This window comes from Teichococcus aestuarii (assembly GCF_042651065.1).
GTDB classification, from domain to species: Bacteria; Pseudomonadota; Alphaproteobacteria; order Acetobacterales; family Acetobacteraceae; genus Pseudoroseomonas; species Pseudoroseomonas aestuarii.
This window is the reverse complement of the sequence record NZ_JBHSCH010000148.1, coordinates 1-1,497: the sequence shown is the minus strand read 5'-3', so window position 1 is coordinate 1,497 and position 1,497 is coordinate 1. Positions and strand designations below refer to the sequence as shown.

The following is a 1,497-nucleotide window of genomic DNA, read 5'->3' as shown; positions in this document are numbered from 1 at the left end:
GGCGGGCTGCGCCGCGCCGTCCAGCGGCAGGTAGGGCACCACCCCCTGCAGGCGGTCATCCACCAGGATCTTCGGGTTGCGCCGCAGGATCTCCTCCATCGTCTCGAGGTAGAGGCGGCGGATCGTCACGTCCTGCGCCACCTGGTAGGCGGAGAGGATGGAGGTGAAGCGCGACGCCTCGCCGCGGGCGCGGGCGACCTGGCTCTCCTTGTAGCCTTCCGCCTCCTGGATCATCCGCTGGCCCTCGCCGCGGGCGCGGGGGATGATGTCGTTGCGGTAGGCCTCGGCCTCGTTGCGCATACGCTCGCGGTCGGCGTTGGCGCGCTGCACGTCGCGGAAGGTGTCGATCACCTCGGCCGGCGGCTCCACCTTCAGCAGCTGGATCTGCGCCAGCTCGATGCCCGAGCCGTACTGATCGAGGATGAATTGGGTGCCGGTGCGCACCGCCTGCTCGATCTCGGCACGCGCCTCGGTCAGCGCCGGCTGGATGGGGGTGCGGCCCACCACCTCGCGCATCACGCTCTCGGCCGCGAGCTTCACGGTCTGCTCGGGGTTGCGGGTGTTGAACAGGTACTCGCCCGCGTCGCGGATGCGCCAGAACACCGCGAAGTCGATGTCGATGATGTTCTCGTCACCGGTCAGCATCAGGCTTTCCTCGATCACGTCCCGGGCGGGGACGGGACGGGTCAGCGGCGCGTCGCTGGAGGCCCGGAAGCCGACATCGATGCGGTTGATGCGCGTCACGCGCGGCGTGGTCACGCTCTCCACCGGCCAGGGCAGGCGGTAGTTCAGGCCCGGCATGGTGGTGCGGTTGAAGGCGCCGAAGCGCATCACCACGCCCTGCTCGTCCGGCTGCACGCGATAGATGCCGCTGGCGGCCCACAGGCCGAGCAGCACCACGGCGCCGATGCCGATCCACTTGCCGGTGCCGCCGCCGCCGGGCAGGAAGCGCCGCAGCGCGTCCTGCGCCTGGCGGATGGCCTCGTCGAGATCAGGGCCGCCGCCGGGACTGCGCCCGCCGCCGCCGCCCTGTGGCGGTTGTCCCCAAGGTCCACCGGGGCGTGGATTGCCCCAAGGGCTGCCTCCTTGGCCGGATCCGCCGCTACTGTTCCAGGGCATAGGCTGGCTGCTCTCCCGTTACGTGTGCTCCCGGCCACAGACGCTTGCGCACAGACGGTGCATGCGCGACAGGGCCGGACCATATGTCGCCCTGTCCGGGCCAAGGCGCAATCCATGCGGATCACGCCACGGCGAGGGCGGGGCCGATATTGTCCGGTATGAAGGGGTTTTCAAGCGATGTCGGAGTCACTGTCGGAGGCCGTGCGCGCGGCGCTCGCCACGCTGCGGGACCCGGAGAGCGGGCAGGACGTTGTTTCCTCCGGCATGTTGCAGGGGCTTTCGGCGCGGGACGGCATGGTGCAGTTCGCCCTCGCCGTGCCGCGCGAGCGCGCCCGGGCGCTGGAGCTGCTGCGCGCGGCGGCCGAGCACGGGCCGTCG

Annotated in this window: 2 protein-coding genes; one reads left to right on the top strand and one right to left on the bottom strand. The window is 70.9% G+C overall.

Going from position 1 to position 1,497, the window contains the following annotated elements:
• Positions 1-1,119 (bottom strand): FtsH protease activity modulator HflK (gene hflK / locus ACFOY6_RS24035; protein ID WP_379652446.1); only part of this gene is annotated, 1,119 nt, incomplete at its 3' end.
• 177 nt (positions 1,120-1,296) lie between these two features.
• On the opposite strand from hflK, the gene ACFOY6_RS24030 reads away from it, so the two are divergent.
• A partial coding sequence (locus ACFOY6_RS24030) for an iron-sulfur cluster assembly protein (RefSeq protein ID WP_379652445.1) occupies positions 1,297-1,497 on the top strand: 201 nt, incomplete at its 3' end.